The sequence below is a fragment of the Rhizobium sp. SVR5-2C genome (assembly GCF_056755115.1).
This window is the reverse complement of sequence record NZ_JBNDHT010000071.1, coordinates 1-18,992: the sequence shown is the minus strand read 5'-3', so window position 1 is coordinate 18,992 and position 18,992 is coordinate 1. Positions and strand designations below refer to the sequence as shown.

The 18,992-nt window shown below is 61.7% G+C and carries 17 protein-coding genes; 13 read left to right on the top strand and 4 right to left on the bottom strand.

Going from position 1 to position 18,992, the window contains the following annotated elements; all coding sequences use genetic code 11:
- The first annotated feature begins 155 nt into the window (after positions 1 to 155).
- The 5 genes from ACPYOI_RS20110 (at position 156) to ACPYOI_RS20090 (ending at position 4,944) form a co-directional block, all read left to right on the top strand.
- Positions 156 to 1,802: a cisplatin damage response ATP-dependent DNA ligase gene (locus ACPYOI_RS20110; RefSeq protein ID WP_481417654.1), complete on the top strand. Its 1,647-nt coding sequence runs from the start codon at positions 156 to 158 to the stop codon at positions 1,800 to 1,802.
- A gap of 88 nt (positions 1,803 to 1,890) precedes the next feature.
- Positions 1,891 to 2,814, top strand: coding sequence for an alpha/beta hydrolase family protein (locus ACPYOI_RS20105; RefSeq protein WP_168828709.1), 924 nt, complete (start codon positions 1,891 to 1,893; stop codon positions 2,812 to 2,814).
- A 45-nt stretch (positions 2,815 to 2,859) separates the two neighbouring features.
- Positions 2,860 to 3,078, top strand: coding sequence for a hypothetical protein (locus tag ACPYOI_RS20100; protein WP_168828710.1), 219 nt, complete (start codon positions 2,860 to 2,862; stop codon positions 3,076 to 3,078).
- Between the two features lie 131 nt (positions 3,079 to 3,209).
- A complete protein-coding gene (locus ACPYOI_RS20095) occupies positions 3,210 to 4,052 on the top strand; it encodes a L,D-transpeptidase (RefSeq protein ID WP_481417655.1) in 843 nt (280 codons plus the stop codon).
- Between the two features lie 178 nt (positions 4,053 to 4,230).
- Complete coding sequence (locus ACPYOI_RS20090) at positions 4,231 to 4,944, top strand: L,D-transpeptidase (RefSeq protein WP_168828712.1); 714 nt, start codon at positions 4,231 to 4,233, stop codon at positions 4,942 to 4,944.
- A gap of 361 nt (positions 4,945 to 5,305) precedes the next feature.
- Here ACPYOI_RS20090 and ACPYOI_RS20085 read toward each other — a convergent pair whose 3' ends face one another.
- Both ACPYOI_RS20085 and ACPYOI_RS20080 read right to left on the bottom strand, forming a co-directional pair.
- Positions 5,306 to 6,217: a cell wall hydrolase gene (locus ACPYOI_RS20085; protein ID WP_481417656.1), complete on the bottom strand. Its 912-nt coding sequence runs from the start codon at positions 6,215 to 6,217 to the stop codon at positions 5,306 to 5,308.
- Positions 6,218 to 6,365: 148 nt separating this feature from the next.
- Positions 6,366 to 7,334 (bottom strand): LysR family transcriptional regulator, encoded by a 969-nt coding sequence (locus ACPYOI_RS20080; protein WP_481417657.1) that lies wholly within the window; start codon positions 7,332 to 7,334, stop codon positions 6,366 to 6,368.
- Between the two features lie 113 nt (positions 7,335 to 7,447).
- Here ACPYOI_RS20080 and ACPYOI_RS20075 point away from each other — a divergent pair, with 113 nt between their 5' ends.
- The gene (locus ACPYOI_RS20075) at positions 7,448 to 8,848 is read left to right on the top strand and encodes an MFS transporter (RefSeq protein ID WP_481417658.1); all 1,401 of its coding nucleotides are present in this window, start codon (positions 7,448 to 7,450) and stop codon (positions 8,846 to 8,848) included.
- A 37-nt stretch (positions 8,849 to 8,885) separates the two neighbouring features.
- On the opposite strand, the gene ACPYOI_RS20070 is transcribed toward ACPYOI_RS20075, so the two are convergent.
- Positions 8,886 to 9,353 carry a MarR family winged helix-turn-helix transcriptional regulator gene (locus ACPYOI_RS20070; RefSeq protein ID WP_481417659.1) on the bottom strand — a complete coding sequence of 156 codons (468 nt, stop codon included), beginning with the start codon at positions 9,351 to 9,353 and terminating at the stop codon, positions 8,886 to 8,888.
- Positions 9,354 to 9,481: 128 nt separating this feature from the next.
- Here ACPYOI_RS20070 and ACPYOI_RS20065 point away from each other — a divergent pair, with 128 nt between their 5' ends.
- From ACPYOI_RS20065 to ACPYOI_RS20055, 3 genes are all read left to right on the top strand, one after another.
- Positions 9,482 to 9,904 (top strand): organic hydroperoxide resistance protein, encoded by a 423-nt coding sequence (locus tag ACPYOI_RS20065; protein ID WP_481417660.1) that lies wholly within the window; start codon positions 9,482 to 9,484, stop codon positions 9,902 to 9,904.
- 305 nt (positions 9,905 to 10,209) lie between these two features.
- On the top strand, positions 10,210 to 10,593 hold the full coding sequence (locus tag ACPYOI_RS20060) for an antitoxin Xre/MbcA/ParS toxin-binding domain-containing protein (protein ID WP_481417661.1): 384 nt from the start codon (positions 10,210 to 10,212) through the stop codon (positions 10,591 to 10,593).
- A complete protein-coding gene (locus ACPYOI_RS20055) occupies positions 10,553 to 11,305 on the top strand; it encodes an RES family NAD+ phosphorylase (protein WP_481417662.1) in 753 nt (250 codons plus the stop codon). The genes ACPYOI_RS20060 and ACPYOI_RS20055 overlap by 41 nt, the downstream gene beginning before the upstream one ends.
- On the opposite strand, the gene ACPYOI_RS20050 is transcribed toward ACPYOI_RS20055, so the two are convergent.
- The gene (locus ACPYOI_RS20050) at positions 11,306 to 11,752 is read right to left on the bottom strand and encodes a MarR family winged helix-turn-helix transcriptional regulator (RefSeq protein WP_481417663.1); all 447 of its coding nucleotides are present in this window, start codon (positions 11,750 to 11,752) and stop codon (positions 11,306 to 11,308) included.
- An 86-nt stretch (positions 11,753 to 11,838) separates the two neighbouring features.
- On the opposite strand from ACPYOI_RS20050, the gene ACPYOI_RS20045 reads away from it, so the two are divergent.
- The 4 genes from ACPYOI_RS20045 to ACPYOI_RS20030 form a co-directional block, all read left to right on the top strand.
- A complete protein-coding gene (locus ACPYOI_RS20045; protein WP_481417664.1) occupies positions 11,839 to 12,564 on the top strand; it encodes a DUF899 domain-containing protein in 726 nt (241 codons plus the stop codon).
- A 29-nt stretch (positions 12,565 to 12,593) separates the two neighbouring features.
- Entirely contained in the window at positions 12,594 to 13,064 is a 471-nt protein-coding gene (locus ACPYOI_RS20040) for a DUF1579 domain-containing protein (protein ID WP_168828722.1), read from the top strand.
- 72 nt (positions 13,065 to 13,136) lie between these two features.
- Positions 13,137 to 13,919: a VOC family protein gene (locus ACPYOI_RS20035; protein WP_168828723.1), complete on the top strand. Its 783-nt coding sequence runs from the start codon at positions 13,137 to 13,139 to the stop codon at positions 13,917 to 13,919.
- Positions 13,920 to 14,220: 301 nt separating this feature from the next.
- A partial coding sequence (locus ACPYOI_RS20030) for a VCBS domain-containing protein (RefSeq protein WP_481417665.1) occupies positions 14,221 to 18,992 on the top strand: 4,772 nt, incomplete at its 3' end.

Sequence of the window (18,992 nt, the reverse complement as noted above, 5' to 3'; positions counted from 1 at the left end):
AGAAGATGTCCGTTAGGAGAGATGAGGGGGGTGAGCGACGGAAGGAGCGAACAACCGCCTTATTCGCAAAGCCTTTGTATGACGCGCCGACCCCCTCATCCGACCCTTCGGGCCACCTTCTCCCCGCTGGGGAGAAGAAAAGACGGAGCGCTCCTATGAAAGCCTTCGCCGACCTACTCGACCGTCTCGTTCTCACCCCCAGCCGCAACGGCAAGCTGAAGCTGCTGGCCGACTATTTTCGCGATACGCCGGACCCGGACCGGGGCTATGGCCTTGCCGCCATCGCCGGCACACTGGTGGTGCGCGACGTCAAGCCCGCCATGCTCCGCGATCTGACGCTCGAGCGTCTGGACGAGGTGCTGTTCCGCTATTCCTACGATTATGTCGGTGATCTCGCCGAAACGATCTCGCTCGTCTGGGACAACGAGAAGGACATCGACCGTTCCGCGCTCGCCCAGCCGCGCCTCGGCGAAGTCGTCACCCGGATGAATTCCCTCGGCCGCACCGAAGTCAGAGGCTTCGTCCGCGAGACGATGGACCGGCTGGATCCGTCGGGGCGCTTCGCCTTCATCAAGCTCGCAACCGGCGCCATGCGCATCGGCGTCTCGGCACGGCTTGCCAAGCAGGCGCTGGCTGATCTCGGCAGCAAGGACGTGACCGAGATCGAAACGCTCTGGCACGGCCTCGAACCGCCCTACGAGTCGCTGTTCGAATGGCTGGAGGGCAGGGGTGGCAAGCCCATCCTGGCGACGCCGGCGATCTTCCACTCCGTCATGCTCGCCCATCCGGTGGAGGAGAACGATCTGGCCAACCTCGACCCGGCGGACTATGCCGCCGAATGGAAATGGGACGGCATCCGTGTGCAGCTTTCGCGCTCGGGCGAAACGCGCAAGATCTATTCCCGCTCCGGCGACGACATTTCCGGCGCCTTCCCGGACATCCTGGAATCGATCAGCTTCAACGGTGTGCTCGACGGCGAATTGCTGGTCGGCGGCACGTCGCGCTCGAACAGCCCGACGAGAACCTTTTCCGACCTTCAGCAACGCTTGAACCGCAAGACGGTGACTGCCAAAATGCTCGAGGAGTATCCCGCCTTCATCCGGGCGTATGATTTGCTTTTCGACGGCGACGAGGACGTGCGCGGCAACACTTATCTCGATCGTCGCGACCGTCTTTCGGAAATCATCGAACAGGCCCCGCACGATCGCTTCGATCTCTCTTCGCTCGTTGCCTTTTCGACATGGGATGAGTTGGACGATCTGCGCGAATCGCCGCCCGATCCGGTGATCGAGGGGGTGATGATCAAGCGAAAGGACAGTATCTATCAGGCCGGCCGCGTGAAGGGCCCGTGGTTCAAGTGGAAACGCAATCCCTACAACGTCGACGCCGTCTTGATGTATGCCCAGCGCGGCCACGGCAAGCGCTCGAGCTACTATTCCGATTTCACTTTCGGTGTCTGGACCGAAATGCCGGATGGCGAGCAGCTGGTGCCGGTCGGCAAGGCCTATTTCGGCTTTACCGACCAGGAGTTGGAGGTGCTCGACAAGTTCGTCCGCAACAACACGACGGAGCGCTTCGGTCCGGTTCGCGCCCTGCGGGCCGACAGGGAGTTCGGTTTCGTCGTCGAAGTCGCCTTCGAGGGAATCAATCGCTCCACCCGGCACAAATCCGGCGTAGCGATGCGCTTTCCGCGCATCTCCCGGCTGCGTCCCGACAAGCCGTCCTACGAGGCCGACCGGCTCGAAACACTGGTCGCGATGATCGACAACGGCCGCGGCAGAGCCCCTCCTGCGCAACAGTGACGCAGAATCCCGCTTTCAACGCAATGTGTATTGGCCGTCATCGAGTTCCGGTGCAGACATTCGAAGCCGGGTCTATTCGTGGTGAGCCATGTTCTTTGATGATCGAAATGACTTCTTCCGCCAACGCCGCGCCGTACTCGCCGGGATCGCGGGCACCCTCCTGCTGCCCGGCATCGCCTCCGCCTTCGAGGTTCCGGATCAGCCACGCCTGATCAAGCATGACTATGCCAAGGTCCGCCACCGCTTCCGCACGAAGCTGCTTCGGAAGGGGCCAGCGCCGGACAAATACGAGCCATTGGTCGCACCGCCGGGTGGCGAGCAGATATTCTACCGCTCGGGCGCCGGCGGCGAACTCGAGCTTGCTGCCTGGGTCAGCAAATACAAGCGCAAGCGTCATGCAATGCCGGGCGTGCTTTTCCTCCATGGCGGCAACGCCATGGGCATAGGCCACTGGCAGCTCATCAAGCCATACATGGATGCGGGTTTCGTCGTGCTCATGCCTTCCGTCCGCGGTGAAAATGGCCAGATGGGCAATTTTTCCGGTTTTTACGATGAGGTGGACGACGTGCTGGCGGCCGCCGACCGGCTTGCGCATCTTCCCGGTGTCGATCCGAACCGGCTTTTCGTCGCGGGCCATAGCGTTGGAGGCACGCTCACCATGCTGGCCGCCATGAGCACCCACCGATTCCGTGCCGCTGCCCCGATGTCCGGCAATCCTGACGCGTTCCGTTTCTTCAATCGGTACCCGCAGGACATCCGTTTCGACGATACCAACAAGCACGAGTTCGAGGTTCGCTCGGCGCTCTGCTACGCGCAGAGTTTCAAATGCCCGGTCCGCGTCACGCACGCGACCGAGGAGGACCATTTCATCGACCGTACCAGCCTGCTCGTCAGCCGCGCCGGTGGTGCCGGCATTCACATCGACGCCGCTACGGCCGCCGGCAACCATAATTCGGCGCTGCCCGAGCAGATCGCACAGAGCATTCCCTTTTTCCATGGCGTGGCCTCATAGGCGCGCCTTCAATTTTTGGGCCGATGCACTATACTAGGGTGCATCATGGCGCGAGTGCCAGACGAGATCATCCCGAACGATTACCCCCAGCTGAAATCGCTTCTGCTGGATCGCGAGCCGACGTGCCCCCTTCCGGCAAAGGAAGCCTTTGCGCTCTACGAGCGCAACTGGCGCTTTGTCGACGTGAGAAAGCTGACCGAAGACGAGACGGAGCTCGTTCGCGAGTTGACGGCGGTGTACGGCCACGGCGTCGTGCTAGTTTAGTGATTTCGCCCCATTGATCCCTTGAAGCGACCCGGTGAAGCTTCGGGGCCGACACCAGCTTCACGCCAGCCGCAAGTGCCATATCTGCCCGCGGATATCGCTCAGCTGAGCCTGGATAAAAGGGTGGATTTATGGATTTCTCGCGCCGGGTGCTCCCCTTTGCCGGCCTTGCCCTGGCGGCCGCGTGCCTCAGCGGCTGCAATATTCTCATTCCGGATACCGGCGCAACTGATCCTGACCGTTTCGTGCAGGAGACATCGCCTGTCTTCTATCAGCCGCCGGGTGTCGACCCCAGGCGCGTCAGGGCGCTGGATGCGCCAGTACCGCAGAGGCGCGAGGTCCCGCCGCCGACGCTGTACAATCAGACCTACGGCCTTCCTGCCGCCAACTACAGTCGAACCTACGGTCTGCCGGTCACCGATCCGCTGAGTGCGTCGTCCGCGTACGGCGAGGTTCAGGATGGTGACTTCGTTCTGCCGACCATCCCGGTCAGCCGGATCAATCCTGAATATCTCCGACAGGAGGTCGATTACCCGACGCAGGAAAAGCCGGGTACGATCATCGTCGATACGAAGAGCAAGCATCTCTATTTCATCGAGCCCGGCGGCAAGGCGATGCGCTACGGCGTCGGGCTTGGCCGCGAAGGCTACGCATGGTCCGGCCGCGGTGTCATTCAATGGAAGCAGAAGTGGCCGCGCTGGACGCCGCCTGCCGAAATGGTGTCGCGTCAGCCGGATATCCGTCCCTTCTCGGCCGAGAACGGCGGCATGAATCCGGGCCTCGGAAATCCGCTTGGTGCCCGCGCCATGTATATCTTCAAGGATGGCCAGGATACGCTCTATCGCGTTCACGGCACTCCGGACTGGCAGTCGATCGGCAAGGCCGTTTCGTCCGGCTGCGTGCGCATGCTGAACCAGGATGTCGTCGACCTTTACAATCGCGTTCCGGCCAAGGCCGAGATCGTAGTGATGTAGCCGCGCCACAGGGCGGACGATATCGTCTGCCTGCGCGGGGACACGACTTCGTGAGGCTATGGCTTATTTACCGTCGGTGAATAGATTTTATGAGATGTCACCGGCGTTGAATGAACCAACCGGGGTGTTTGTCGTATGATGCGCGCGCCCCGCGACAGGAAGGAAATCCGTCCCGCGCATGAGTCACGAAAAACCTCTCTCCCGCCGCAGCTTTCTCTCCCTTTCGGCTTTGACTGCGGCTTCCGCGCTTGCCGGCTGCGCTTCCACTTCGGCCCCGACCGCTCAGCCCGTCGTTTTCCGTGTTCCACGCTTGTTCGAGACAACGCCTAGGCCGTCAGATGCCGAGCTTGAGGTGATGTACGGCCCGATCGAAGACGGCGGCTTCCTGATCCCTGCTGTTCCCTACCACGAGATCGACCCCCGCTTTTATCGCCAGCAGGTCATCGACCCGACGGGCCAGCCGCCCGGCACGATCGTCGTCGATACGCCCTCGCGTTTTCTCTATCTCGTCCAGCCGGGTGGAACGGCGATGCGCTACGGCGTCGGCATTGGCCGCGAAGGCTTTGCCTGGGCCGGCAGCGGCGTCATCCAGTGGAAGCAGAAATGGCCGCGCTGGAAGCCACCGAACGAGATGGTCGCCCGCCAGCCGGAGCTTGCGAAATATTCGATCGAGCGCGGTGGCATGGAACCGGGCCTCGTCAATCCGCTGGGCGCCCGTGCGCTCTATATCTTCTCGAGCGGTCAGGACACGCTCTACCGCCTGCACGGCAGTCCGGAATGGCGCTCCATCGGCAAGGCCGTTTCCTCCGGCTGCGTCCGCCTGATGAACCAGGATATCATCGACCTCTATGACCGCGTGCCGGTCAAGACGCCGATCGTCGTGTGGCAGTGAGCGATCGCACAAGGGTGCGACCCGCAGAGGCTTAAACAAAAGAACTCCTCCCGTCCCGCCGGAGGAGTTCAGGCCGCTGACCAAGATAGCATCAGTCGCAGTTTTAAAGAGGACGCCCGACCCCGTCATTCCGGCCTTGAGCCGGAATCCAGCCGGCGAACGTCTGTGAGCCGAAAAGGCTCGCATGACTGACAGTCTTACGCGCCGCAGACGCGGCGCTGCTGGACCCCGGATCCAGTCCGGGGTGACGGCGTGGAGAGCCGTCCCCTGACATTGGCCTTTGTCAACAAACTGAACTCCCCCGGCCGGGCCGGGGGAGTTTTTGATTTCAAGGTTTGAATGACAGACTGCCGCGGCGCCCTCAGCCGCCAAGCGAGAGGTTGCGTAGGTCGAGCGCTGCGCTGTTGTATGCCGGACGCGGCGTCGGCAGCGCGATCGGTGCCCCTTCAGGCGGCATGATCGTCCCTGCAGGCGCCGGAGCGGCAGCCGGAATCGAGGATGTCGTGGTGAAATCCGGCGCCCATGTGGTGACCGGCAAGGTCTGCGCAACCGGCATCGCCGATGGGATCGGCCCGGTCTGCGGCAGCTGTACATCGACCTGTGAGGAGCCTGCCGACGCGTCATAGGCCGCGAATTGAACCGGGCTCGCAGGGGGTTGGTCGGAAAGGTAGTTCATCCGGCCAGGAAGGTAGTTCATAGCGACTTCATAGCCGGGAAGCGGGGAAGGCGTCTGGAGCGTTCCGTCGCGCGAGCGCTTTTCATAAAAGACATTGCCGCCCGCCGCAGTGACATAGTGCATGTTGCGATAGGGGAAGCTCAGGCCCGCAGTATGGAAGAACATGGCGTCCTTGACCCCAGGGTGCCGTTCCCCGCGCAGAATTCCGTTCGCTGCGGAATCGAGTTCCGGTCCGACTCTCGCGTCGATGGCCCTGGTCATGACGCCGGGCGCGAACTGTCTTTCCTGCGCGACCACGCCGCAGATCGAACTAGGGTAGGCGCCTGAGGTCAGCCGGTTCATCACGACGGTCCCGACCGCCATGTAGCCGGCGCGATCCGCATGCTCCGATTCGAAGTACATGGCCCGCTTCAGGCAGTCGCGATCTCGCGCGGTGTAGTTGTAAGTCACCTTGGTTGAGTGAGTTTTTACCTGCCGCGCGGATGCGGAAGGACTTGCTGTAGCTGTCGTGTTAGCTGCGGTGGTGCACCCTGTTGCAGCCAGTCCGGCGAATAGAATTCCGGTTATGGATTTGCCCAATGCATGTCGCGCCCTCAACGGTATGTGCCTCCTATTGTGATAGTCCAGCCCAATCACGTCGCGCATGTTTTTTAGCTCACGTTGGTTAATATTCCAAACACATTTCGTGAGACGAAAAAAACAGATTGTATTTCAATGAGATGGGTACGAGGCGGACACACTGCCGTCAGGCGGCTGCCTTGGAAATGCCCATTTTGCAGCCCGATGCTTCGAGCGCTGCACCGGCAATTTCAACGAACAGCCGGCGGAACCAGATGGACCTTTCATCCGCTCGATCGACGCGCCGGTAGAGCATCGTCACTGGCTCGGTCGGTAGCGGAACCGGCGGCGCTGAAACAACTAGCCCGTGCAATTTGGCCATGCAACGCCCGATTGATTCCGGAATCGTCGCAATCGCCGGCATCGCTTGCAGCGCCATCGGCAAGGCGGAGAAGCGCGGCACCGTTGCCACCACCTGGCGGCTGTGTCCCAAACGGGCAAGCGCAATGTCGACGTTGGTCGAGCTGTTGTTGCCCTCGAACGAGACGGCGACATGGTCGGCGCGGGTGAAGTCCTCGAGGCTCAGCGGCGCCTTCAGCCTGAGCTGGTTCGGATCGTAGATCGAGATGGAGGACTGGTCGAAGAGCGGCTCGCGGATGTGCCAGGAGGCGGGCTCGTCATGGATCGAGACGCTGAAATCATAGGCACCTTCGTCAAGCATCCGTCCGGCTTCGCGTTTGTCCAAGGCGGCGACACCCACCAGCCGGGCACCTGGCGCCAGCTCGCGCAGGCGTGCGGCGAGCGGGCCGAAGAAGGCCGATTCGAGATTGTCGCACAGGCCGATGCGGAATTCGCCCTGCCAGCTGGCGGGGTCGAAGGCGGCCGGCGGCCGGATGGCGCGTTCGATACCGGAAAGCGCATCCTCGATCGCTGGCGCGATGGCAAGCGCCCTCGGCGTCGGCTGCAGGCCGCGCCCGACACGGACGAACAATTCGTCGTAGAGTGCTTCGCGCAGCCGCCGCAGCGCCGCCGAAAGTCCCGGCTGACCGAGCAGCAGCCGCTCGGCCGCGCGGCTGACATTGCGCTCCTGCATCAGCACCGAGAAGGCGAGCAGAAGGTTCAAATCGATTTTTCGAAGGATCGCGTCATTCATCATTATCAGTAATACCTGGCATGGTTACTATCAATTTGCAAGGGGGTTCGGAGATGTACATTTTCTCGTTCCTCTGCCGCTTCCCAACTCGCGCGGCAGGAAAAGGAACGATCTCGATGACACTCACACAATCTCGAAGTGGGGCGGGGCTGGCATTGCTGTTACTCTGCGCCGCCAATTTCCTTGACGCCATGGACGTTTCGACCATCGGCGTAGCGCTTCCCGCCATTCAGGCGGAACTCGGCATGCCGGCAACCTCGCTGCAATGGGCCGTCAGCGCCTATGTCCTCGGCTATGGCGGCTTCCTGCTGCTCGGCGGCCGCGTTGCCGACGTTTTCGGCCATCGCCGCGTCTTTCTCTGGTCGCTCGGCCTATTCGCGGCCGCAAGCATAGCGGGCGCCTTTGTCGACAGCGGACCGACGCTGATTGCCGCCCGCCTGATCAAGGGCATCGCCGCCGCCTTCACCGCGCCGGCCGCGCTCGCGCTTCTGCTCTCCGTCTTCCGGGAGGGGAGCGCCCGGGCCAAGGCGCTCGGCGTCTTCTCCTCGACAGGCGCCACCGGGTTCGTGCTCGGCATGGTGCTCGGGGGTGCTGCCACTGTCTTCAGCTGGCGGGCGACGCTGGTCATGGGCGCTCCGGTGGCGATCATCACGCTGGCCATCGCGCCCTTCGTCCTGCCCGCCGATGAGCACCGGGGCGAAACCCGCCCGCGCTTCGACTGGGCAGGCGCCTTGACGATCACCCCCGGCCTGCTGCTCTTCGTCTTCGGCATCACCAATGCCGCGGCCGTCGGCTGGAGCGCCTTTCCCACCTGGGGCGCGCTGGGTGCAGCGGTCGTCTTGATCCTGCTCTTCCTTGCCGTCGAAGCCCGGCATGCCGATCCGATGGTGCCGCTTGCGATGTTCCGCCGGGCAAAGCTCAGCCATGCCAACGCCGTTGCCGCGCTCTTTCAGGGCGTCTATGTCGGCTTCCAGTTCATCGCGACGCTCTATTATCAGAACGAGTTGGGCTGGTCGGCCTTCGTTACCGGCTTCTGCTTCGCTTTCGGCGGCGTCTGCGTCATGTTCCTGGCACCGCGCTTTGCCGCCATTGCGCAAAGCCGCGGCACGACCGGCCTGATGGCGCTCGGCGTGGCGCTGCAGGCGCTAAGCTACATCTTCTGGGTAGCCGCCGTCGGCCGCGTCGATCCGATCCTGCTCGTCGTGCTGTCGCAGCTCGCGCTCGGCGTTGGTTATGCGATGACCTATCCTTCCGTGCAGGTCGCAGCGCTTGCTGACGTCGAGGAAGACAAATCGGGCCTGGCCTCCGGCATGCTGTTTGCGGCCTTCCAGATCGGTGGCGGCATCGTGCTCGCAGCCGCCTCGGCGGTCTTTGGCGCGGCTCCGTCCTTCGGCTGGGATCCCTATCTGGCAGGCATTGCCTTCACGGCGTTGCTTGCGGTCGCGGTCGTGCTTCTCGCGGCGCTGGGTCCGCGGACGTCGCGGCTGAGTGCTCCTGCCTACCAGGCTGCCGAATAGGCTTTACCGGCGCCCGCGCTGAGAGGCGCGGGCGATCTTACACCGACGCGTTCAGGTTTCCGCGCAGCTTCTGCAGGGCTCCGCGGATTTCCACCAACTCTTCAAGCGTGCAGCCGGCGGCCCGGCCGATAGCCATCATGATCGTGTTCGCTTCGCTCTGCATCGATCGGCCCCTCGGAGTCAGCGAAACGATCACCTGCCGCTCATCGCGCGAATCGCGCGTGCGTTTGATCAGGCCGCTCTGTTCAAGCCGCTTGAGCAGCGGCGAGAGCGTCCCGGAATCGAGATCCAACTGCTCGCCGATCGTTTTGACCGGCAGCTCGGCCTGCTCCCAGAGCACCAGCATCACCAGATATTGCGGGTAGGTGAGGCCGACCTTGTCGAGGATCGGCTTGTAGGCGCGCGTGAAGGCATGCGCCGTTGAATAGACCGCGAAACAGAGCTGTTTCTCCAGCCGCTTCTCCTCCTCGGGAATTTCCATCATCTTCGCCGTCTGCGCTTTCATCATCCTGTTCCTTTGAGGTGCAATTCTCCTCTTTTCAGATTCCGAATGCAATTTGCAAAATTCACTTGCGTACAATTTAATTGCGCAATATAGAAAGTCCAGCCCCAACGCAAACACAGGAGACTGACATGCCGATCCTCTATACGACCAAAGCTTCCGCCACCGGTGGCCGCGCAGGCCGCGCCGTTTCCGACAACGGCGTTCTCGATGTGACGTTGACTGTTCCGAAGGAACTCGGCGGCGACGGCGCGACCGGCACCAATCCCGAACAGCTCTTTGCAGCTGGCTATTCCGCCTGCTTCCTCGGTGCCTTGAAATTTGTCGCGGGCCAGCAGAAGGTCAAGATTCCTGAAGATGCGACGGTTTCCGCCAAGGTCGGCATCGGCCCGCGCGAAGACGGCGGCGGTTTCGGCATCGAAGTGGCGCTGACGGTCAACATTCCGGGCATGGACAAGGCCGAAGCCGAAAAGCTCGCTGCCGCCGCCCATATCGTCTGCCCCTACAGCCACGCCATGCGCACCTCGACCGAAGTTCCGGTTACTGTTGCTTGATTGAGATTTTCCCTTCTCCCCTCGGGGAGAAGGTGGCCCGAAGGGTCGGATGAGGGGGCCTCGCGTGCCGACGACTGATAGAAGTTGGCCGTTCGCCTGCGGCCCCTCATCCGCCTGCCGGCACCTTCTCCCCGAGGGGAGAAGGGAGCGGCCTTACCCTCTGTGTTCCCCTCTCCCCTCGGGGAGAGGGCAGGGTGAGGGGGCTTTCCGGCGTCTGGTCAGCTACTCCCTAGGCAAACGGCAAAGCCTACTCTTTTCTTCTGAAATAAAATCGCTATATTCTTTCTAAGGAAAGGATAGGCGCCATGGCCGCAATTTCTCCCGATCAAACCCGCTCTGCCGCGGAAGCCGCCGTCATTACCAAGGCGGCGATCAATGCCGCCGACCGGCTAGGGATCAGCGCCCGCGCGCTCGCTGCCGTTCTCGGCGTCTCCGAAGCGACCGTCTCGCGGATGAAGCGGCAGGACCATCTGCTGGAGCGCGGCAGCAAATCCTTCGAGCTGGCAGTCTTGCTCGTCCGCCTCTTCCGCTCGCTGGACGCAATCGTCGGCGGTGACGAGGCCGTTGCCCGGCAATGGCTGCGCAATGCCAATACCGCACTTGGCGCCGCGCCGCTCGAAAAGATCGTCAGCATTTCCGGATTGACCGATGTCCTTGCCTATCTGGACGCCCGCCGCGCTCTCGTCTGAAACGCGGCCGATCTCCGGCCGTTTCTGGCGGCTGGTGGAAGCGCAGCATCAGATCTCGACGCTCAAACTCGTCGATACGCTGGAAGAGCAGGCACTGCTCGAAACCCTGCTCGAGGAGAGCAAGCCGGCCCTGCCGCCGGAATGTGCCGGTCTCGATTATCTCCTTGCCACGCCTTTCCGCTACGGCGCGGTCTACCCGCACGGCTCGCGCTTTCGCAGGGCAGGACGAACGCTCGGCGTTTTCTACGCTTCCGAAAAGGTCGAAACGGCGCTTGCCGAAATGGCCTTCTACCGGCTGCTCTTCTTTGCCGATTCGCCCGGCACGCCGCTGCCTGAGAATGCGGCGGAATACACGGCTTTTGCCGCTCCAGTCGCAACAAAGATGGCAATAGATCTGACCGCCCCGCCGCTCGATAGCGGTCGCGCCCAATGGACGGATCCCGTCAACTACGAGCCCTGTCAGGCGCTCGCCGACACCGCCCGCGCGATCGGCACAGAGGCAATCCTCTACGAATCCGTCCGCGATCCGAATCGGGGCCGAAACATAGCGCTTTTGACGGCCAAGGCCTTCAGCGCCCGTGAACCATCCGAGCGCCAGACATGGCGCATCCGCCTGGCTGCGGCAGGCGTTCAGGCGCTGTGCGAATTTCCGGCAGCAAGGATCGGTTTTGCGAGGAGCGATTTCGGCAACGATCCGCGCATTGCCCGCTGACTACGCAAGCGCCTGCAGGTCGCTCCGCAGCTTGCTCGCATCGCCGTCCGGCAGCTTCTCTTCCAGCGCGGCATGCGTGCTTTCCCAGATCGGCAGTGCCGCGGCGAGCACTGCCTTGCCTTCCGCCGTGAGACTCAGCAGCCGCCCGCGCTTGTCTTTTGGATTCTGCACGACATTTACCCATCCTCGGCGCTGCAGCGGCTTCAATGCCGCGGTCAGCGTCGTCTGGTCCATGGCGAGAAGATGGGCGACCGGCCCCATCGGCGGCGGCTCCGGGCGGTTCAGCGACATCATCAGCGAGAACTGGCCGTTGGTGAGCCCGAGCGGGCGAAGAGCGTCGTCGAAAAGCCGTGCGAGCGCGCGGGCGGCGCGCTGAACGTGCAGGCACAGGCAGGTGTCGCGCACCAGCAGCGTCGTTGAAAAAGGAATCTCTACCGCGTTTGACATGCCTAATTTCTATTGATATCAATGTATTTAGTCAAGGAAAACGAGAATGTGCCGGTAATCGGTTGCGCCGGAGGAGGGCGCACACGATGGAGAATCAAGTCGTTTCCCGTGAAGAATGGCTCGAAGCCCGCCAGGCGCTGCTTCTGAAGGAGAAGGAAGCAACGCATCTCAGAGACAAGGTCAATGCCGAGCGCCTCGCTTTGCCCTGGGTCAAGGTCGACAAGGACTATGTTTTCGACACGCCTGAGGGAAGGAAGAGCCTTTCCGATCTCTTCGGCGGTCGCAGCCAGCTGATCATCTACCATTTCATGCTCGGGCCGGATTGGGATGCCGGTTGTCCGGGCTGCTCTTTCGTGTCCGATCACGTCGATGGCGCGCTGCCGCATCTCAACAATCACGACGTCACATGGGTCGCCGTGTCTCTCGCTCCGCTTCCCAAGATAGAAGCCTACAAGAAGCGAATGGGCTGGAAATTTCCCTGGGTTTCATCCTCCGGCAGCGACTTCAATTTTGACTACCACGTTTCCTTCAGTCCCGAGGACCTCGCCAAGGAGACGGTGTTCTATAACTTCAGCGCGATCGAATCCGCCGACGCCAACGACGAACTCCCGGGCCTCAGCGCTTTCTACAAGAACGAGAAGGGTGAAATCTTCCACACCTACTCTAGCTATGCCCGAGGTCTGGAGGAAACGATCGGCACGTTGATGATCCTCGATCGGGCGCCGAAGGGCCGCAACGAGAACGGCACAATGGATTTCGTCAAGCGCCATGACGAATATGAGGGCGCTCCGAAGACGCAGTCCTGTCATTGAAACTTGCTAGCATCACCTAAGGGAGAAGGATGATGGAAAGTGCAAAGGTGCTGGAGGAGCACCGTTTTCTCGAGAAGCTGGTTGGCGTCTGGGATGTCACGGCCCCTGAAATGACCGGCGGGCAGCAATGGACGGAGATCGTGCGCTCGCTGCACGGCATCTGGTTCGTTGCCGAAGGCAATGGCGAAATGCCGGGCGGCGGCGCAGCCACCACCGTGCTGACCCTCGGCTACAATGCCACGAAAGGTAAATATGTCGGCAGCTGGATCGGCTCGATGATGGACCACATGTGGGTCTATGAGGGCGACGTCTCTGCGGACGGCAAGGTGCTCAACCTTTACACGAGAGGGCCGGATTTCCAGTCCGACGGCGCCGAACAGGATTACCGCGAGCAGATCACCTTCATCGATGACGATCACCGAACCTTCACCTCGGCGGCGAAGCAGCCGGACGGCAGCTGGAAGCAGTTCATGGAGGCACGCTACGCACGCGCGCGGTGATCAGCAATGACGTCTCACGCAATCGCTCAGGAATGACAGCTCACTCAATCACAAAGCGTGAAAGGAAAGATCATGGCTTCCGATACGCATGGAAAGTTCATCTGGTACGAACTGATGACGCCAGATACCCAGGCCGCCGCCCGGTTCTATGGTTCCGTCGTCGGGTGGACGACCAAGGACATGAAGATCGCCAACCTGCCTGCCTACACCATCTTCGAAGCGAACGGAGCGGGGGCTGCAGGCATGATGGATTTCCCGGCCGAGCTCGAAGGGCAGGGCATCCCGCCGAACTGGACCGGCTACGTCGCCGTCGATGACGTCGATCAGACCGCCAAGGATTTCGAGGCGAACGGCGGAAAGGTGCGCCGCCCGCCGGAGGATATCCCGACGATCGGCCGCTTCGCGGTCGTTGCCGACCCGCACGGCGCCGTCATCTGTATCATGACGCCGATCCCGCCGGAAAACCCGCCGCCGGATGTCGGCATGAACACACCCGGCCATGTCGGCTGGCATGAACTCATGTCCGGCAATATGGAGGAAGCGTTCCCCTTCTACTCGAAAATCTTCGGCTGGACGAAGGATCACGACTTCGACATGGGCGAGATGGGCGCCTACCGCATCTTCGCCGAGCACGGCAAGCAGATCGGCGGCATGATGACCAAGCCCGCCAACGTGCCGGTGTGCTATTGGGGCTATTACTTCAACGTTCCAGCCATCGACAGCGCCGTCGAGCGCGTCAATGCGGGCGGCGGCAAGGTCCTCTTCGGGCCGATGGAGGTGCCTGGCGGCAGCTGGGTCATCAATGCCACGGACCCGCAGGGTGCATTTTTCTGCCTCGTGGCGCCTGGACGCTGACCCTCTCCAAAGAGCGATCGGCAGCGCCCCGCAAAACGGCGAATCGCAATGTTGGAAATGCCGGCGGCGGCTCTCGACAGGAGCCGCCGCCCTCTTTTTGGCGGCTAAGATCGCCCGTTCTAATCTATTAATTTTATTCAAATTTTAGCGTTCCCGCCCTCAAAACCCATGGCCAGGGTTAATCGTTCCTGAACATTTTTGGGGGGATGCATAACCGGCTATGCCTGCCCGGTTAAGGAAGTATTGCAATTAGCCCTGCCGCGTAATTGATAGGCCCCAGTTGTACATTTGGGGTAGAGTCATGTCTAACGAAGATCTGCGCATTTCGAACGTCGATGGCGAAAACGCGCCGCACGAGTTTCTTTCGGATATTCGCGAAGATGCAAAGCCGGCCGAGGTCGAGCGTGTCGAGCTCGCTCAGGCGGCGAGCAGCGAGCAGACCCCAAAGACCGGCCGCGTGGAGGCCACCCCGCCGGCACCCGCGAACGCCAACCCGAACGAAGTTGTTGCCGACCAGAACAACGTTGCTCATCTTCCGGCCAACGTCTCGCTGGACGATATTCACATCGAGGGCAGCAATCTGGTGCTCGTCCAGGCGGACGGAACGGAAATCGTCATCGTCAACGGCGCCCTGCATGTCCCCAGTTTCATGCTTGGAGACGTCGAGCTGCCACGTGACACCGTCATCGCAGCGCTGAACGACAGCAAGATCAACGTCGCCGCCGGCCCGGACGGCACCGATACCGCAACCGCGGCAGCGCCGAGCTCCGGCGCCGAGTTCCAGGATACGCTCCAGCCGGGTGACGACGCCCCGACCCAGCTGGCGCAGCTTCTGGCCGACACGCAGCAGCTGGATCCGACGCTCGGCGGCACGCAGGAATTCACCAACGATGTCCCGACGATCACGACCACACAGCTGCTCACGCTGACGGAAACGGCGAACGCCGAGGGCGGCTTTGCCCAGCAGACGGTCAACGGCCAGTTCGGCTTTAACGGCGGCACGGACGTAGGCGTCATCACCGCTGTAAACTACACCGGCAGCACGGATGTCGACGAGGAAGGCGGCACCGCGGGCAAGCCCGTCAGCGGCCTGACCTCCGGCGGCCATGACGTCACCGTCACCGTCAACGGCCTGACGATCACCGGCACGATCACCATCGGTGAAGGCGCCGAAGCCAAGACGATCACCGTTTTCGAACTCAAGGTCACCGACACTTCGACGGGCGCCTTCACCTTCACCCAATACGGCCCGCTCGACCATCCCGATGTTGGCGAGACCGGCGCGCACGACGCGCTCGGCCTCAACTTTACCTATACGGTGACCGACAAGGACGGCGATGCCGTCACCGGCAATGCCACGATCGACATCCGCGACGACGGCCCGACGATCAACGCGAATACAATCGTTTCCGGCAACGTCACGGAAAGCGACCTCACGGTTCAACCGCACAGCTTCGAATCGGGTTCCGTCAATCTTGCCATCCCGGACGTCAGTACGGTCACCTCGACCATCACGGTGCCCGCCGGCGGGACCATTCACGACGTCAACGTGTCGATCAATCTCGCCCATACCTTCATGTCGGACCTCGACATCACGCTGATCGCCCCGGATGGCACCAGAATTCAGCTGATCAACGACAACGGCGGCAGTGGCGATCCGAACGGCGTCATCACGTTCGACGATGAAGCGGCTGAAAGCTTTGGGTCTGCCTCGCAGCCATTCGTTGGCACGTGGCGTCCTACAATCGACGAGCTTTCGCTTCTCGACGGCAAGGACATGAGCGGAACCTGGACCCTCGAAATCAGGGACGACGCGGGGCTGGACGTTGGCACGCTGCGGGACTGGAGCCTCCAGATCGGGGCCGCGCCGAATGTTTCGTCGGCGACTGTCGATCTCTCCCCGTTGGTCAATGTTGGCGCGGACGATGTCAATGGCGGCGCATCCTTCGCGCTGAAGACCGTCGCGGCGCAAAATCTTGGCTCGGTCACCGCAGGCGGCGAACAGGTAAAGATCATATCCGACGGCACCACGCTCATCGGCTATATTGACGGAAAGCAGGACAAGCCGATCTTCACGCTCAACGTGGCGGCTGACGGCACTGCCACCTTCAAATTGTACGGTGAACTCGATCACGCCGTCGGCAGCGATACGATGGCGCTTGATCTCAGCGCCTATGTTCAGGCCTCCGACGCCGACCACGATACGGTGACGCTCGGCGCCGGCCAGTTCATCATCAACGTTGGCGACAGCCTTCCGACGGCAACCGACGTGACTTCGGGCATGTCCGAAAATCAGACGAAGACGGTCACGCTGACCGAAGGTGTCGATTTCAACTTCGGCGCCGACCAGCACGGTGCTGCGATAACCCTCGGTAATGCGAGCCTGAGCGGCGTGCCTACGGGCGTCGTGCTCGGCATGCCCGAGATTGTTCTGGGAGCCGATGGCCGCACGATCACCATCAATCCAGGCACGGCATTCGACAGCTTGGCAGCGGGAGAAACCGCGGTCCTCCACATCCCGTACACTGTAGCCGATGGTGATCACGACTCCGTCACCAAGGATATTGCCGTCACCATCACCGGCACCAACGATGCCCCAATTATCACGACGACGGGTGCAGGCTCGTTTACGGAGCTTGCCGGTCAGACGGGTTCGGAGACGGACCGTACGGCTAGCGGAACGCTTTCGTTCACGGATATCGACGTGAACGACACGGGCCATGCGGCCTCGGTGACGGGCGTGACTGTCAGCGGTATTTCGAGCGGGCTTCCGCCGAGCGAGGCGCTTCTTGCGCTGATGCATACGGGCACTGTCACGAAGGACGCCGGTTCGCAGACGGGTACGATCGGTTGGAAATTTGAGGCCGACGACAAGACTTTCGATTATCTTGCGAAGGGTCAGACCGTCACGCTGAGCTACACGGTTCAGGTCGATGACGGCGACGGCGGCAAGGGCACGCAGGTCGTGACGATCACCGTCACCGGCACGAATGACAAACCGGTGATCGACAGCACGTCGGTTGATGTGACGGAGCAGGCCGGCAAGACGCTTTCCTTCTCGAACGACGTTGCACATCTTTCGGTTCACTTCAGCGACGCGGATCTGAGCGACACCGGCCATACGGCGAAGGTGACGGACGTTAAGGCGCTCGGTGTAACGAGTGGTCTTCCTGGCGGCTTCCTAGGCAACCTTGCGCTGCAGAGCCTGCTGGACATCGACAGTGTGACGAAGGTCGCCGGCTCGACGGATGGCCAGGTCAAGGCGACGTTCAAGGCTCCGGATCTGATCTTTGATTATCTTGCTGCCGGCGAGAAGCTGACGCTGCAATACACGATCGAAGTGAACGACAAGCATGGCGCGAAGGTGCAGCAGACGGTTGATGTCGTCGTGACCGGCACCAACGATGCGCCTGTGATTGCCTATAACGATCTTCGCTTCATCGGCGAGCAGTCCGGCAAGACGGGTTCTACGTCTTCCGATACGGCATCTGGTACGGTTCTGTTCGGCGATGCGGATCTGAGCGACACCGGCCATGTTGCGACGGTGACGGGCGTTTCCGCTTCCGGCGTGACGGGTACGGGTTCGAACGATTACAGCCACTTCCTCACGGTTTCTGCGGCGAAGGCAGCAGGCAGCGCTGTTGGTGCGATCAACTGGGCGTTCAACGCGCCGGACAGCACCTTCGACTACCTCGCCAAGGACGAGAAGCTGACGCTGACCTATAACGTGCTTCTGTCGGACGGCCATGGCGGCACGGACACGTCGAAGGTGACGATCATTGTCACCGGCACGAACGATGCGCCTGTCATCGCGGCGGCGGGTGCAGGCTCGTTTACGGAGCTTGCCAATCAGACGGGTTCGGAGACGGACCGGACGGCATCGGGCACGCTTTCGTTCACGGATGTCGATCTGAACGACACTGGCCATACGGCTTCCGTGACGGGCGTGTCGGCGAGCGGCGTTTCGAACGGCCTTCCGTCGAACGAGGCGCTTCTTGCGCTGATGCATACGGGTACTGTCACGAAGGACGCCGGTTCACAGACGGGTTCGATCGGCTGGAACTTTGCGGCCGACGACAAGACCTTCGATTATCTTGCGAAGGGTCAGACCGTCACGCTGAGCTACACGGTTCAGGTCGATGACGGCGACGGCGGCAAGGGCACGCAGGTCGTGACGATCACCGTCACCGGCACGAATGACAAGCCGATCATCGACAGCACGTCGGTCGACGTAACGGAGCGGGTTGGCGAGACGCTGAATTTCTCGAACGACGTTGCGCATCTGTCGGTTCACTTCAGCGACGCGGATCTGAGCGACACTGGCCATACGGCGAAGGTGACGGGCTTCAAGGCGCTCGGCGAGACGGACGGTCTCAACATTCTCAGCCGTCTTGCGCTTGCGAATGCGCTGGACATCGACAGCGTGACGAAGACCGCCGGTTCGTCTGATGGTGAAGTCAAGGCGACGTTCAAGGCTCCGGATGCGATCTTCGATTATCTCGCGGCCGGCGAGAAGCTGACGCTGCAGTACACGATCGAAGTCGATGATCATGACGGTGGCAAGACGACGCAGACGGTGAACGTTGTTGTGACGGGCACCAACGATGCGCCTGTGATTGCCTATGATGATATCCGTCTGATCGGCGAGCGGCCTGGCGTGACGGGTTCGTCGTCCTTCGACACGGCGTCCGGCACGATAGTTTTTGCCGACGCCGATCTGAATGATACCGGCCACTTTGCAACGGTGACAGGCGTTACGGCCTTCGGCGTGACGGGCACGAGCGCCGACTATAGCAACTTCCTGAGCGTCTTGGCATCAAAGGCTGCAGGTTCTGCCGTTGGTGCGATCAACTGGTCGTTCAACGCCCCGGACAACACCTTCGACTATCTTGCCAAGGGCGAGAAGCTGACGCTGACCTACAATGTGACGCTGTCGGACGGTGACGGCGGCATGGATACGACGACGGTGACGGTCGTGGTGACGGGTACCAACGACGCGCCCGTCATCAGCATCCCGACCGGCGAAACCGTATCGACGACCGTCGACGGCTTTGTTGGCCAGGACGTCGTCAC